General features: G+C 62.3%; 14 protein-coding genes. 9 read left to right on the top strand and 5 right to left on the bottom strand.

Features of this window, described 5'->3' with window-relative positions; genetic code table 11:
* On the bottom strand, window positions 1-865 hold an 865-nt coding region (locus BN1800_RS34540; RefSeq protein ID WP_087004627.1), incomplete at its 3' end, for an Ldh family oxidoreductase.
* 97 nt (window positions 866-962) lie between these two features.
* Here BN1800_RS34540 and BN1800_RS34535 point away from each other — a divergent pair.
* Entirely contained in the window at window positions 963-1661 is a 699-nt protein-coding gene (locus tag BN1800_RS34535) for a GntR family transcriptional regulator (RefSeq protein ID WP_027510040.1), read from the top strand.
* A gap of 57 nt (window positions 1662-1718) precedes the next feature.
* Window positions 1719-2312, top strand: a complete 594-nt coding sequence (locus BN1800_RS34530) for a DJ-1/PfpI family protein (RefSeq protein WP_087004625.1) — start codon at window positions 1719-1721, stop codon at window positions 2310-2312.
* A gap of 73 nt (window positions 2313-2385) precedes the next feature.
* Here the strand turns inward: BN1800_RS34530 and BN1800_RS34525 are convergent, their stop codons facing one another.
* The 4 genes from BN1800_RS34525 to BN1800_RS34510 are packed head-to-tail and all read right to left on the bottom strand — an operon-like array spanning window position 2386 to window position 6093.
* Window positions 2386-3573: a M24 family metallopeptidase gene (locus tag BN1800_RS34525; protein WP_087004622.1), complete on the bottom strand. Its 1188-nt coding sequence runs from the start codon at window positions 3571-3573 to the stop codon at window positions 2386-2388.
* Between the two features lie 30 nt (window positions 3574-3603).
* Complete coding sequence (locus tag BN1800_RS34520) at window positions 3604-4017, bottom strand: cupin domain-containing protein (RefSeq protein ID WP_087004618.1); 414 nt, start codon at window positions 4015-4017, stop codon at window positions 3604-3606.
* A gap of 24 nt (window positions 4018-4041) precedes the next feature.
* Window positions 4042-4884, bottom strand: a complete 843-nt coding sequence (locus BN1800_RS34515) for a phosphoenolpyruvate hydrolase family protein (protein WP_027510036.1) — start codon at window positions 4882-4884, stop codon at window positions 4042-4044.
* A 12-nt stretch (window positions 4885-4896) separates the two neighbouring features.
* On the bottom strand, window positions 4897-6093 hold the full coding sequence (locus tag BN1800_RS34510; RefSeq protein ID WP_087004615.1) for a Tm-1-like ATP-binding domain-containing protein: 1197 nt from the start codon (window positions 6091-6093) through the stop codon (window positions 4897-4899).
* Between the two features lie 100 nt (window positions 6094-6193).
* On the opposite strand from BN1800_RS34510, the gene BN1800_RS34505 reads away from it, so the two are divergent.
* From BN1800_RS34505 to BN1800_RS34475, 7 genes are all read left to right on the top strand, one after another.
* Window positions 6194-6835, top strand: a complete 642-nt coding sequence (locus BN1800_RS34505; RefSeq protein ID WP_179213973.1) for a TetR/AcrR family transcriptional regulator — start codon at window positions 6194-6196, stop codon at window positions 6833-6835.
* A gap of 369 nt (window positions 6836-7204) precedes the next feature.
* The gene (locus BN1800_RS34500) at window positions 7205-8512 is read left to right on the top strand and encodes an ABC transporter substrate-binding protein (RefSeq protein WP_087004609.1); all 1308 of its coding nucleotides are present in this window, start codon (window positions 7205-7207) and stop codon (window positions 8510-8512) included.
* 152 nt (window positions 8513-8664) lie between these two features.
* Window positions 8665-9570, top strand: coding sequence for a carbohydrate ABC transporter permease (locus BN1800_RS34495; protein WP_087004607.1), 906 nt, complete (start codon window positions 8665-8667; stop codon window positions 9568-9570).
* Window position 9571: 1 nt separating this feature from the next.
* Window positions 9572-10531, top strand: a complete 960-nt coding sequence (locus BN1800_RS34490; protein WP_027510031.1) for a carbohydrate ABC transporter permease — start codon at window positions 9572-9574, stop codon at window positions 10529-10531.
* Window positions 10528-10731, top strand: a complete 204-nt coding sequence (locus BN1800_RS34485; RefSeq protein WP_027510030.1) for a hypothetical protein — start codon at window positions 10528-10530, stop codon at window positions 10729-10731. Before BN1800_RS34490 ends, BN1800_RS34485 begins: the two co-directional genes overlap by 4 nt.
* Window positions 10728-11837 (top strand): ABC transporter ATP-binding protein, encoded by a 1110-nt coding sequence (locus BN1800_RS34480; protein ID WP_087004604.1) that lies wholly within the window; start codon window positions 10728-10730, stop codon window positions 11835-11837. The genes BN1800_RS34485 and BN1800_RS34480 overlap by 4 nt, the downstream gene beginning before the upstream one ends.
* Window positions 11837-12913 (top strand): ABC transporter ATP-binding protein, encoded by a 1077-nt coding sequence (locus tag BN1800_RS34475; protein ID WP_087004601.1) that lies wholly within the window; start codon window positions 11837-11839, stop codon window positions 12911-12913. The genes BN1800_RS34480 and BN1800_RS34475 overlap by 1 nt, the downstream gene beginning before the upstream one ends.
* Window positions 12914-12974 lie beyond the last annotated feature (61 nt).

The raw sequence follows: 12974 nt of genomic DNA, 5'->3' as shown, positions 1-12974 counted from the left end.
CACGCACGGCATCGAGATAGGCCGACAGCCGCGCCGGAAGTCCGGGCGCGAGGCTGGGCTCGATCAATATGAAGACGTCGCCCTTATTACATGGCGACTGGCTGTCCAGCGTGCCGTGCACATCCGGCGCGAGCGCCGAACCCGCAAGCGCTGCCACCAGCAGCTCCATGGCGATGCCGAGGCCATAGCCCTTTGCGTCGCCGAAGGGCGCTATCGCGCCGGCCTTTGCACGCACCGGATCAGTCGTTGGGTGGCCATCCGCGTCACGCGCCCATCCTTCAGGAATCGGCCTGCCGGTCACTGCGTGGTGATGGATCCTGCCCATCGGCACGAGGCTGGTGGCAAGATCGAGCACGAGCGGCTCCGCGGCGGTCGGCACGGCGATCGCGACGGGGTTGGTGCCGAGCATGGCCCGCGTACCGCCGAAGGGATGGACCAGCGCCTCGCTCGACGAGAGCGCGATGCCAACGAAACCCAATGCGGCGATGGCCTCGACATAATGCGCTAGCATGCCGAGATGGTTCGCATTGCGAATCGCGACGAGACCGATGCCGAGATCGGGAATGTGGGGCGCCAGCCGCTCGATCGCGGCCATGGCGACGACAGGGCCGAGCCCCGACGAACCCTCCACCTCCATCACGGCATCCGCCCGCCAGCACTGCGTACCCTTCGTTTCCGGGTCGATGACACCGCGCTCGATCCGTTCGAGCAATCGCTGAAGGCGGTGCAGGCCGTGCGACGGGTGCCCCTTCATCTCGGCCGTCACTAGGACGCGGGCCTGCAGAGCCGCATGGTCACGCGGTGCGCCGTGCTCTTCCAGCAGGCGGGTGGCGAGCGCGAGGGCCGCCGCTTCCGATATTCGCATAATTTTTCCTCCCTATATTAAATCGTATAGGATATAGGATTGCGTTTGACCGCAGCATCATGCTAGCGATTGAACCTGTCAAGAGGCAAGGCGGCAGATGATTTCGACGAGACCTAAAGAACCTTCAGCGGCTACGACCCAGATACCGCGCGCCAACAGTCTGGCAGGCGACGTCTACGAAGCGATCTTCAACCAGCTCATGTCGCTGAAGATCGCGCCGGGCGCGCGCATCACCGTCGACAACCTGGTCAAGGAGTTCAACGTCTCCCAAACGCCGATCCGTGAAGCACTCGGCCGGCTTGAAGGCGAGGGCCTCGTCGTCAAGCAGCACCTCGTCGGCTATCGCGCCGCGCCTCAGATCACACGCCACCGCTTCGACGAGCTCTATGAACTCCGCTTGCTGCTGGAGCCGGCCGGCGCTGCGAAGGCGGCCCAAGCGATGAATGACGAAAGGCTTGCGATCCTGACGGAGGCCGCAGGCGTTATGACGCGCAGCGACAACAGCGACGAGCGGGCGAACTATTCGGCCTTCGCCCGCCAAGACGCCATTTTCCACGACCGCATCATGGAATTTGCCGGCAACGAGCTGATCCGCGAGATGCTAGCATTCCAGCACACGCATTTTCACATCTTCCGCCTGATGTTCCATCGCCGCGTGACCGAGGAGGCGCTCGGCGAGCACCAGACGCTGCTCGATGCCTTCGCCGCGCACGACCCCGACGCGGCGGCGAATGCAATGCGCATCCATATCGAACACTCGCGCGACCGGCTGTTGCCGGCGTTCGACGAGATCTGAGCAACCCCCGGCAGGCAAGGACGTGCCCGCCAGACATGACAACGAGGAGGAGAACCCATGCCAGGCAAGAAAATCCTGATGCTCACCGGCGATTTCACCGAGGAGTACGAAATCTTCGTTTATCAGCAAGCGATGGAGGCTGTGGGCCATACGGTGCACGTCGTCTGCCCGGACAAGAAGGCCGGCGACATCCTCAGGACGTCGCTGCACGATTTTGAGGGCGACCAGACCTACACCGAAAAACTCGGGCACAACGTCACCATCAACAAGACGTTTTCCGAAGCCGAGGACCAGCTCGACCAGTATCACGCCGTCTATTGCGCTGGCGGGCGCGGGCCGGAATATATCCGCACCGACAAGCGGGTGCAGGCGATGGTGCGCCATTTCCACGAGGAGAAGAAGCCGATCTTCACCATTTGCCATGGCGTCCAAATCCTGATTGCGGTCGATGGCGTTGTTCGCGGCAAGAAGGTGGGTGCGCTTGGGGCCTGCGAACCCGAAGTCACCTTGGCAGGCGGCACATACATCGACCTCTCTCCAACCGAGGCCTATGTCGACGGCACGATGGTTTCGGCCAAGGGCTGGACTGCGCTCGCCGCCTTCATCCGGGAATGCCTGAAGGTGCTGGGAACGGAAATCCGCCACGCTTGAGACGCCGGGAGCAGAATCGAAAGGCCTGGCAGGCATAACACCCGCCGGGCTCTTTTTTACGGTTGGGATGCAATCACACGCCGCCGCGGTTCCAGCCGCGACCGCGGTCGCCGAACATCTCGTAGCCGCCATCGGTTATGGCGAGCGTATCCTCCAGCTTGATGAAGCCGCGCTTCGGGTGAAGCATCGTCGTCTCGACCGAGATCACCATGCCGGCTTCCAGTGGCCTGTCGGCATCGATGCCCTCGTAGGCGACAGGGTGGTTCGTCATCAGGAACGGCGCTTCGTGGCTGATGAGGCCCATGCCGTGGCAGAAGAAGTCGGTGAAGGCCGCCGACGGGGAGGCCTTGAGCACGTCTTCCGCCGCCACGATCATCTCGCTGCCCGTAGCCCCTGCCCTAACCCCCGCGAAAGCCGTCTGCTGGATGGACTCCACTTCGGCCAGGAGATCCTCCAGCTCCGCATCCGGCTTGCCGAGCACGCCCATGCGGCAGAGGTCACCGATGTAGCCGTGATAGTTTCCACCGGAATCGATCGACAGCACCTCCCCCTCGGCCCAGGCCTGCGGCGAGGCGGCGCGGTTGTGGCTGGCGCCGAGCGTTAGCAGGCAATACTCGAAGTGCAGGCCGCGGTTCGTTTCCTCCCGCCGGAGCTGCTCGATGATTTCCGTCTTGGTCGAGCCCGCGCGGGCCGCCGCGATCGTCGCCAGCATCGAATCGGTGATTAGTTCGGAGGCGCGTCTCAGCTTTGCCAGTTCATCCGGCGTCTTGACGGCCCTCAGCCGCTCCAACGCATGCGTGGCATCGACGAACCGGGCACCATCGAGCCGCGAGGCAAGGAGATCGCGAGCGTCGGATGGCAGGAAGGCCGGCTCGATGCCGATGCGCCCGCTGACCTTGCCGATCTTCTTCAGGTGATCGACGGCGAGCCCGGCAGCATCCTGCGTGCCCCAAGTCGCCGTATGCACGGCGGGCGTCCAGAACGGATTGTTATGGTGCTCTGCGCCTTCCATGCGGTTGCCCACATACGCCGAGTGGTCTGGCGCGCCCTTCTGGTAGATCACCATCGGCAGGTACCTGCTGTGACCGATCGCATCCATGGCGGCGAAGAAGATGAACTTGTAGCCGCCCATCAGATATTGCGTGTTGTGCTTCGAGGTGGCGACGATGACGTCGATACCTGCCTCCTCCATGAGCCGGTCAAGCTTGGCCGTATCGAATGGCGGCACGGCGGGCCTTGTATTCCCTGCATTGTTGTTCACCGTTTTCCTCCCAGAAAATGTATGGCCGCTTCAGTGACCCGGCGGCAGCAGGCGGAAGTCAGGCAGCGCGCGAAGCGCAAGCTCCGGCCCCGCCGGCGAGTAGACGACGAAAAGCTGCATCGTGCCAGCGCCAGTGTTCTTCGTCGAATGGAAGCGGCTTTCCGGCACATAGATGGTGCAGCCGGGGCCGACCTTCTGCGTGATCGGATTGCCGTTCTCGTCCTCGACCATCTGATCACCCTCGCCGGAAATCACGAAGATGATTTCCTCGGCACCGGGATGATTGTGGCGGGAATGACCCTCACCACTCGGCAGATCGACAACACCACCGGAAAATCGGCTGGCGCCGTTGACCTCGGGCGCCACCGTCAGCGATAGCTTGCCCCAGTCGAAACCGAAGGCGCTCACATCCTCCGGATAGATGAAGTACTTGTCCTTTGCCATGAAATAGGCCCCCCATGTTCGTGCTCAGACGATCGCTCCGATGGCGAGCGCCTTAAAATCTTCCGTCTGCTTGCGGATCGCCGCCTCTGCCGGCAGGCGCTCCATCGAGCTTGCGCCGTAAAAGCCGTGGCAGCCGGGGCAACGCTCGAGGATGTAGCGCGCATCCTCCGGCATGGAGATCGGGCCGCCGTGGCAGAGCACGATGACGTCGTCCCGCACGGAGCGCGCAGCCTTGGTGATCGCCGTGATCTCATCGACACAATCATCGAGCGACTTGCCGGAGGTGGCGCCGATCGTGCCGCCGACTGTCACACCCATATGCGCCACAACGATGTCGGCGCCGGCAACCGTCATGTCGATAGCCTCGCTCTCGTTGAAGACATAGGGCGTCGTCAAAAGGTCGAGCCCGTGGGCGGTGGCGATCATATCGACCTCCAGACCGTAGCCCATGCCCGTCTCCTCGAAGCTCTGCCGCATCCGGCCGTCGAAGAGGCCGATCGTGGGGAAGTTCTGCACGCCGGAAAAGCCCATTGCCTTCAGGTCGGCGAGGAAGCGCGGCATCAGCACGAAGGGGTCAGTGCCATTGACGCCGGCAAGCACCGGCGTCGTTTTCACCACGGGCAGCACTTCGAGCGCCATATCCTTCACGATCTCGTTGGCATTGCCATAGGCAAGAAGGCCTGCCGCCGAGCCGCGGCCTGCCATACGGTAGCGCCCGGAATTGTAAATGATGATGAGGTCGATGCCACCGGCCTCCTCGGCCTTGGCGGAGATGCCCGTGCCAGCGCCGCCGCCGACAATCGGCACGCCGGCTGCGATCATGCCGTGGAATTTTTCGAGGATGGTCTTGCGAGGTATGGCTGGCATCGATTTTGTCTCTCAGGGGTTGGCGATGTCACGATAGGCCGCGACGGCGGCCTCTGCGAATTGCGGGTCGTTGATATGGAGCGGCAGGCGGACGATACGTCGCGACGCCGTCGGCTTCACCGTCGCCTCGAGCGCGGCAATGAGCGCGGCGTCGGCTTGCCGATCGAAGAATACACCGCCTTCGATGTCGAGGGCCGAGACGCCCTTCTCGGGAATGAGGAAGCGTACGGGGCCGTTGCAGAGATTGAGCTTCTCACCAATCCAGCGCCCAATCTGGGCACATTCGGCAGCCGTCGTGCGCATCAGGGTGACGTTCGGGTTGTGGCGGTAGAAAAGCCGGCCGGCATAGTGCGCGGGAACCGTCTCTGGCGCCCAGAAGTTCACCATGTCGAGCGCGCCGACGGAGCCGACATAGGGCAAGCCCGTGCGGGCAATCGCGCCGAGACGGTCCGCAGTGGCAGGCAGGACGCCTCCGAGAAGCAGGTCGCAGACCTCGGTCGTCGTAATGTCGAGCACGCCCGATACAAGCCCGCTGTCGGCAAGCTTCTCCATCGTGCGCCCGCCCGTGCCGGTGGCGTGGAAGACCAGGCAGTCGTAGTCCGCCCTGAGCCGCTCGACCATGGCGGCTACGGCAAGTGTCGTGACCCCGAACATGGTAAGCCCCAGGGCCGGTTTGGATGCCGTTACCTCGGCCGGCCGGCTGGCCATGGCCGTGATCGCCTGGGCCGCATTGTGCAGGATGACCCGGCTGAGCCGGTTCAGGCCTGCCATGTCGGTGACCGAGGGCATCATCACGATGTCGGAAACATCGACATAGGGAGCAACATCGCCGGACGCGAGCGTCGAGACCATGATCTTTGGCAGGCCGAGCCGCAATTGGCGCATGCCTGCGGTGACGATCGAGGTGCCCCCGCCTCCACCGATACCGATGACCCCGGCAATGTCCCGACGCTCAACGAGGAAGCGCGAGAAGGCAATGCCCATCGCCTCGACTGCCGTGCCGCGGTCGTCGCAGCCAAGAACGGCCCCAGCACCCTGCGGATGGCATGCCGCAACCGTCCCGGCGCTTATATCGACGGCGGCCGCAGGCGCGCGCGTGCCGACATCTACCCGCACCACAGCGCCGCCTGCCGTCTCGATGCAAGCGGCCAGATAGGCAAGCTCCTCGCCCTTCGTGTCGGCCGTGCCGACCACGTAAATATGCTTCATTTCCCCTCCGCGACCAAGTGGTCCACCCCCCGCCTTGCCTCACTTTCACGACCATTCGAACGACGCTTGCAAAATTATGAGACGCGCGTATCATAAAGATATGGATGTCTCACGTCAACAGAACGAAACTGCCAGAACCGCCGAGCGAGGCCCTCGTGCCCGCACGCGAAAACTGATGCTCGAAACAGCAACCCGGCTCATGCAATCCGGCATCACTCCGTCAGTAAGCGAAGTCGCCGAGGCTGCCGAAGTGTCGCGCGCCACGGCCTACCGCTACTTTCCAAGCCAGGCAGCGCTCGTGCATGCGGTGGTGGACGAGGCTCTTGGGCCCATACTCGACTGGTCGTCCGACAGTCCCGATGCCCACACCCGCGTTGCCGACCTGCTGGCGACCGCGATGCCGCGCATCGACGAGTTCGAGGCCACCTTCAAGGCGGCGCTGAAGCTTTCGCTGGACCAGTGGGCGCAGCGCCAGGCAGGCACGCTCGGCAACGAGCCGCTGTTCACGCGGGGCCACCGCGTCGGTCTCCTGGAGAGCGCAACTGCGCCGTTGCAGGGCACCGTGCCGCCCGAATCCCGGGAGCGCCTGGCACAGGCGCTCTCCCTTGTCTTCGGCGTCGAGGTCCTGGTCGTGTTGAAAGATATCTGGGGACTGACCTCCGAAAACGCTCAATCTGTTGCCGAATGGGCGGCCAAGGCCCTCGTTGAAGCGGCGATACAGGAGGCGGGGAGCGTGGCATGACATTGGCAGCCCTCCGAGTTGAAGTAACAACTGGTACGACCAGTTTGATTAATATTCTTTTCATGTCGTTGTCCAGATCGGTGATGATGAATCAGACTGTCCGGCAAGACTGCGTCAAGAAACGCGCTATTATTGGGGCGATACGGAAACTTTGAAGACGACTTTTGGCGGAAGCCCCGCCCAAAGTTGCACTTGACGATATTGAAATTTGGTACTACCAGATCAGGGAAATAGCATTCAGGCTTGAGATCTGAAACGGAGCGAAGGGTCGGGAGAACCCCCAGCGCGAACACCGCCCAGGAGGATCGGGAGGCCGGATCGGAAGGCCCGCGATGAAGCGGGAAGCGTGCATAAATGGGAGGAAACGTTATGCGCAAAACTGTGACCGGTCTCTTGGCCGGTGTCGGCTTGATGTGGGCCTGCGGAACGTCCGCACAGGCCCAGGAACTGACGATCTTCTGGGCCGAGTGGGACCCGGCAAATTACCTTCAGGAGCTCGTCAATGAATACGAGGCTCAGACGGGCGTGAAGGTCACTGTCGAGACCACGCCCTGGGCCGACTTCCAGACCAAAGCCTTCACCGAGTTCAATGCTAAGGGCTCGGCCTATGACATGGTCGTCGGAGACAGCCAGTGGATCGGTGCTGCGTCCGAAGCCGGGCACTATGTCGATCTCACCGACTTCTTCAACAAGCACAAGCTGAACGAAGTCATGGCTCCGGCAACAGTGAAATACTACGCCGAGTATCCCTCGAACTCGAAAAAGTACTGGTCGATCCCTGCGGAAGGTGACGCCGTCGGCTGGTCCTACCGTAAGGACTGGTTCGAAGACCCCAAGGAGATGGAAGCGTTCAAGGCCAAATACGGCTACGACCTCGCTCCGCCGAAGGATTGGAAGCAGTTACGCGACATCGCCGAGTTCTTCCATCGTCCGGACCAGAAGCGCTACGGCGTCGCGATCTACACCGACAACTCTTATGACGGCCTCGTAATGGGCGTCGAGAACGCCATCTTCTCTTTCGGCGGAGAACTCGGCGACTACAGCACCTACAAGGTCGACGGGGTGATCAACTCGGAGAAGAACGTCAAGGCTCTGGAAACCTACCGCGAGCTCTACGGGTTCACGCCTCCGGGTTGGGCGAAGAGCTTCTTCGTCGAGAACAACCAGGCGATCACCGAGAACTTGGCAGCGATGAGCATGAACTACTTCGCCTTCTTCCCGGCGCTCGTCAACGAAGCATCGAACCCGAACGCGAAGGTCACCGGCTTCTTCGCCAACCCGGCCGGCCCGGACGGCCACCAGTTCGCAGCCCTTGGCGGGCAGGGCATCTCGATCGTTTCCTACTCGGACAACCAGGAAGAGGCGATGAAATTCCTCGAATGGTTTATCAAGGACGAGACCCAGAAGCGCTGGGCCGAACTCGGCGGCTACACGGCAAGCGCAAAGGTGCTTGAATCGCCGGAATTCCAGAATGCGACCCCCTATAACAAGGCGTTCTACGAGACCATGTTCAAGGTGAAGGACTTCTGGGCAACTCCGGAATATGCCGAGCTGCTGATCCAGATGAATCAGCGTATCTACCCCTATGTGACCGCCGGCCAGGGCACGGCAAAGGAGGCGCTCGACGCTCTCGCCGAGGACTGGAACGCGACCTTCAAGAAGTACGGCCGCCACTAGCGGGTGAGACGTCGCGGGAGGGGGCCCGGCTCCCTCCCCTTTTTCAACTCTGCACCGCAATGGTGCTCGCGGGACACGACGTCCGCGTTCAGGCAATGCGCAACAGGACGCCGAAAGTGCGGCCAGCGCGCGGCTCTCGGAGGAGGAGCACATTGGCCACCGTAGTTATGACATCGCTGGACTCGAAGTCGCGTGCTTTTTCGCGGGGCTTGAGCGACATCAAGATTCGAAATCTGTTCATTATCCCGACGATCCTGTTCCTGATCATCTTCAACATCTTCCCGTTGATCTATTCGCTCGGCTACTCCTTCACCGACTTCCGTGCCTCAACGAGCGCTCCGGCCAACTTCGTCGGCCTGCGGAACTATCGGGAACTGCTCAACGACCCCTTCATCTGGTCGAACTTCGCCATCACCGCGAAATACGTGATCGTGTCGGTCGCCGGTCAGGTCATCGTCGGTTTCGGCACGGCTATGCTGCTCAACCGTGACATCCCGTTCAAAGGTTTGCTCACCACACTGCTTCTGCTGCCGATGATGCTGTCGATGGCAGTCGTCGGCCTGTTCTGGAAGCTGCTCTACGACCCGTCCTTTGGTATCATCAACCATGCGCTCGGCTTCGGCCGCTTCGAGTGGCTGTCGAACCCGGATATGGCGCTCTACGCCGTCGCGATCACCGACATCTGGATGTGGTCGCCCTTTGTGATGCTGCTTTCGCTCGCTGGTCTGTCGGCTGTGCCGAAGCATCTCTATGAGGCCGCGGCAATCGACCGGGCCGGACCGTTCTACACGTTCTTCCGCATCACGCTGCCGCTTGTTGCCCCCATCCTGATGATTGCAATCATCTTCCGCACGATGGAGGCCTTCAAGACCTTCGACCTCGCCTATATCCTCACAAGCCAGCCAACGACCGAGGTGATCTCGATCCGCCTCTACAAGATGGCCTTCCAGGAATGGCAGACGGGGCGCTCCTGCGCGCTCGCCTATATCGTGCTCATCATGGTGCTCGCCATCACCAACATTTACGTCAAGTACCTCAACAAGGTGAAGGAGCGCTGAGATGGCCGCCGTCCGAACCCGCTCCGAGCGTGCTCTGAACCGGGTGGCGATCGCCGCCGTGCTCGTCATCACGCTCATCTTCCTCGCACCGATCTACTGGATCACGTCGACGGCCTTCAAGCCGCGCAACCTTGCCACGACGATACCCCCGACCATTGTCTTCCAGCCGGAAGTATCGCCGTTCGTAAAACTCTTTGCCAAGCGCTCGCAGCTTCGCGAACGGCCGACGCCGGAACACTATGCCGCGGCCCCATGGTGGGAGCGGCTCGTCTTCGACGGCGGCGAGAAGGTCGTGCGGTCCGGCCGCGGCGAAGTACAGCTCTCCGGCTACCCCAGCCGCTTCATGAATTCGCTCATCGTCGCGATTACCTCCACGGTGCTTGCGGTGGGCATGGGGACCTTCACGGCCTATGGCTTCTCACGCTTCAAGGTCAAGGGGGAAGCAGACCTGCTCTTCTTCATCCTGTCGACGCGCATGCTGCCGCCCGTGGTCGTGGCGATTCCGATGTTCCTCATGTACCGCGCCGTCGGGCTCAACGACACCCACTGGGGCCTCATCATCCTCTACACCGCCTTCAACCTCTCCTTCTCGGTCTGGCTGATGAAAGGCTTCATCGACGAAATCCCGAAGGAATATGAGGAGGCGGCACTCGTCGACGGCTACACCCGCATGCAGGCCTTCTTCAAGATCGTCATCCCGGAAGCCGCCACCGGCATCGCCGCCACCGCCGTCTTCTGCTTCATCACGGCCTGGAACGAATATGCATTCGCGCTGATCATGACCAACCGGCGCGCGCAGACCGCACCGCCGTTCATCCCGAGCCAGGTCGGCTCCGGCCTGCCGGACTGGACGGTGATTGCCGCCGGCACGTTCCTGTTCCTGCTACCGGTCGCCATCTTCACCTTCCTGCTCAGGAACCATCTCCTGCGCGGCATGAGCTTCGGAGCGATCCGCAAATGACCTTCCGCGCCCTGAACCAGAAATATATAGAACCCGGTTCGCAGTACCTGATGATCTTCGGCATCATCGCGCTCTGCCAGCCCTGGAACCTGTTTCTCCACCGCTACGGCATGACGATGACGCTCGTCGGACTGATCGCCTTCATGGTGACGACCAAAATCCCGCGGGACGATCAACCAGACGAAGGCAGCCATTCATGACGCAGATCGAACTTCGCGGCATCCAGAAATATTTCGGTGCCGTCCAGGTCATCAAGGACCTTAATCTCGCTATCGCCGACAACGAATTCATCGTGCTGCTTGGCCAATCCGGCTGCGGCAAGACGACGACATTGCGCGCCGTCGCAGGCCTGGAGACCATCGACGAAGGCGACATCCTGATCGACGGCCAGCCGGTGCAGCATATCAAAGCATCCGACCGGGACATAGCCATGGTGTTCCAGTCTTTCTCGCTCTATCCGCACATGACGGTCTATGAGAATATCGCCTTTCCGCTCCGCGCCACCCGGATGAGCCGGAAAGATGTTGATACGTCGGTGCGCGAGATCGCCGGCGTGCTGCGCATCACCGGCCTGCTGGGCCGCAAGCCCTCGGCACTATCAGGCGGCGACATGCAGCGTGTTGCGATCGGCCGCGCGCTCGTGCGACGGCCAAAGGCCATGCTGATGGATGAGCCGATCGGTGCGCTGGACGCCAAGCTGCGCGAGGAGATGCGGGCGGAAATCAAGCGCTTACATATCAAGCAGGGCTCGACCACCATTTACGTGACTCACGACCAGGTGGAGGCCATGTCGCTCGCCGACCGCATCGTCATCATGCACGAGGGCATCCTCCAGCAGGTCGGCACGCCCGAAGAAGTCTATTCTCAGCCCGCCAACATGTTCGTCGCCCAGTTCGTCGGCAGCCCGGTCATGAACATGGCGCAGGCGACCGTCAGCGAAACGGGCGGCCATGCCAGCGTGCGGGTCAGCGACGGAGTAAAGGGCTTCGAGTTCCCGGCCGCCCTTGCCAATCGCCTCTCGGACGCGGGGGCCGAGGACGGCAAGCTGACGCTCGGCGTCCGGCCTGAGGGCGTGCTGATCTCGCGCGAGGCCCGCGAGGGCTTCATGCCGGTCGAGGCACATATCATCGAGCCGCTCGGGTCGCACGACATCGTCGACCTGAAGGTCGGCGACCAGATGATCAGGGCACGCACCAAGAGCGGATTCGTGCCCGGCCCGGGCGAAGCCGTCTGGGCGCGCATCGACCCCGCCCAGGCGCATTTCTTCAACACGGCGACCGGCTCGTCGCTCGGGATCAGACTCTGATGGCGCATATCGAACTCAAGGGTATCACAAAGACCTTCGGCAACCACACGGCGCTGAACAACCTGAACATCGACATCGCTGACGGCGAGTTCTTCGTGCTGCTCGGCCGGACCGGCGCTGGCAAGACGACAACGCTGCGCCTGATCGCCGGTCTCGAAAAGCCGACGGCAGGCCAGATCTTCATCGACGGGCAGGATGTCGCCGACTGGGGTGCCGCCGAGCGCGACGTGGCCCTGGTGCTCCAGCAATATTCGCTCTACCCGCGCTTTACGGTGCGGGAGAACCTGGAGTTTCCATTGAAATCCCGCATTCGCCGCGTCGAACCCGCTGAGATCAAGGAACGCGTCGACCGGGTTGCGAAAACCCTGCGCATCGAGCACCTGCTCGACCGCAAGACCGACCGACTATCGGGCGGCGAGATGCAGCGCGTCTCGATCGGCCGGGCCATCGTGCGCAAGCCGCGCGTCTTTCTGATGGACGAACCGCTCTCGGCTCTTGACGCGAAACTGCGCGAGGCGCTGCGCACCGAGCTGAAAAACCTGCAGATGAACCTCGGCGCGACCTTCCTCTTCGTCACCCACGACCAGATCGAGGCCATGTCGATGGGCGACAAGATCGGCGTTCTCAACAACGGCCAACTGGTGCAGACGGGTACGCCGCAGGAGATCTACCGAAACCCGGTCAACACCTTCGTCGCGCGCGCGGTCGGCTCGCCGCCGATGAACCTGATCGCAGGTACGCTTGCCAGCGGCGAGGCAGTGGCCAGCGAGGGCTACCGGCTGCCGCTCGGCTCCGGGCACGGGATTGCCACGGACGGTCGCCCGCTCACCTTCGGCATCCGCCCCGAAGACCTCTTCCTCGACAGCGGTGCCCCGGGGGAAGCACGGGTGCACGACGTGGAGAACCATGGCGTCGAAAAGATCGTGACGCTGCGCACCGGCGAGAACTTCATCCACGCGACCGTGCCGGCGCAGACGGTGCTTCGGATCGAGGATACGGTTCGCTTTTCGTGGAATCCGGAGAAGGTCGTGCTGTTCGACACCGGAAGCGGCGTCAGCCTGCGGCATGCGGGCTGACCTGATAGGTTGGAAAGATGCCAACGGCTTCCGTGACACCGCAGGGGCCGCCAGCGTTTCG

It is taken from the genome of Rhizobium sullae (genome assembly GCF_900169785.1).
In the GTDB taxonomy this organism is placed as follows: Bacteria; Pseudomonadota; Alphaproteobacteria; order Rhizobiales; family Rhizobiaceae; genus Rhizobium; species Rhizobium sullae.
The sequence above is the reverse complement of the archived record's forward strand: the minus strand, read 5'-3'. Positions and strand labels throughout refer to the sequence as shown.

What these genes read in the sequence shown, in the direction of transcription:
- BN1800_RS34535 (WP_027510040.1), top strand. Translation starts at nt 963, where the DNA reads ATGATTTCGACGAGACCTAAAGAACCTTCAGCGGCTACGACCCAGATA.
- BN1800_RS34530 (WP_087004625.1), top strand. Translation starts at nt 1,719, where the DNA reads ATGCCAGGCAAGAAAATCCTGATGCTCACCGGCGATTTCACCGAGGAG.
- BN1800_RS34520 (WP_087004618.1), bottom strand. Translation starts at nt 4,017, where the DNA reads ATGGCAAAGGACAAGTACTTCATCTATCCGGAGGATGTGAGCGCCTTC.
- BN1800_RS34515 (WP_027510036.1), bottom strand. Translation starts at nt 4,884, where the DNA reads ATGCCAGCCATACCTCGCAAGACCATCCTCGAAAAATTCCACGGCATG.
- BN1800_RS34510 (WP_087004615.1), bottom strand. Translation starts at nt 6,093, where the DNA reads ATGAAGCATATTTACGTGGTCGGCACGGCCGACACGAAGGGCGAGGAG.
- BN1800_RS34505 (WP_179213973.1), top strand. Translation starts at nt 6,194, where the DNA reads ATGGATGTCTCACGTCAACAGAACGAAACTGCCAGAACCGCCGAGCGA.
- BN1800_RS34500 (WP_087004609.1), top strand. Translation starts at nt 7,205, where the DNA reads ATGCGCAAAACTGTGACCGGTCTCTTGGCCGGTGTCGGCTTGATGTGG.
- BN1800_RS34490 (WP_027510031.1), top strand. Translation starts at nt 9,572, where the DNA reads ATGGCCGCCGTCCGAACCCGCTCCGAGCGTGCTCTGAACCGGGTGGCG.
- BN1800_RS34485 (WP_027510030.1), top strand. Translation starts at nt 10,528, where the DNA reads ATGACCTTCCGCGCCCTGAACCAGAAATATATAGAACCCGGTTCGCAG.
- BN1800_RS34480 (WP_087004604.1), top strand. Translation starts at nt 10,728, where the DNA reads ATGACGCAGATCGAACTTCGCGGCATCCAGAAATATTTCGGTGCCGTC.
- BN1800_RS34475 (WP_087004601.1), top strand. Translation starts at nt 11,837, where the DNA reads ATGGCGCATATCGAACTCAAGGGTATCACAAAGACCTTCGGCAACCAC.